We start from the raw sequence: 601 nt of genomic DNA on the forward strand, positions 1-601 counted from the left end.
CCGCCACCTGACTCGTCCTGCCCCGAAGGATGGCATACCGTCCGGTCGGTCCCTAGAGCTGTGCACCGGTCTTTTCCGCCTGTTCGACCAGTCGGACAAGTTCGACCCGGGAACGGACACCGAGGGTCGCGAAGACGTTCCGGAGGTGGTAGTCGACCGTACGGGTGCTGACCGACAGGCTCAACGCCGCTTCCCGGTTGGTCGCGCCCTCGGCGACCAGCCGGGCGATGCGCAGTTGCTGCGGGGTCAGCCGGGCCAGCTCGCCCGCTGCCGCCGGGCCGCTGTCCGCCGCACCGGCGCCGGCCGGTGCCGCGCCGTTGGCCCGCAGTTCCGCGCCCGTCTGCCGTGCCCACATCCGCGCACCGCAGCTCTCGAACCCCAGCAGTGCCTCGCCGAGCCGGGTCCGCGCCTCCCGCAGCCGGCGGCGGCGCCGCAGCCACATGCCGTGCAGCAGTTCGGTGCGGGCCCGCTCGAAGTCGCCCGCCCCGGCCGTCTCCTCATGGCGGTCCAGGGCGCGCGAGAACAGTTCGTCGGCCGCCTCCGGCGGGGCCAGCAGGGCCCGGCAGCGCAGCAGCTGGGCGGGGGCCTGCGGGTCGGCACC

The 601-nt window shown here is 74.7% G+C and carries 1 protein-coding gene; it reads right to left on the reverse strand.

What is annotated here, in order from left to right; translation table 11 throughout:
* Window positions 1–52: 52 nt before the first annotated feature.
* The coding region (locus G3I53_RS16985) for a helix-turn-helix transcriptional regulator (protein ID WP_164438513.1) at window positions 53–601 on the reverse strand (549 nt) is incomplete at its 5' end.

Origin of the sequence: Streptomyces sp. SID14436, from assembly GCF_010548465.1 — a bacterium.
Lineage (GTDB): Bacteria > Actinomycetota > Actinomycetes > Streptomycetales > Streptomycetaceae > Streptomyces.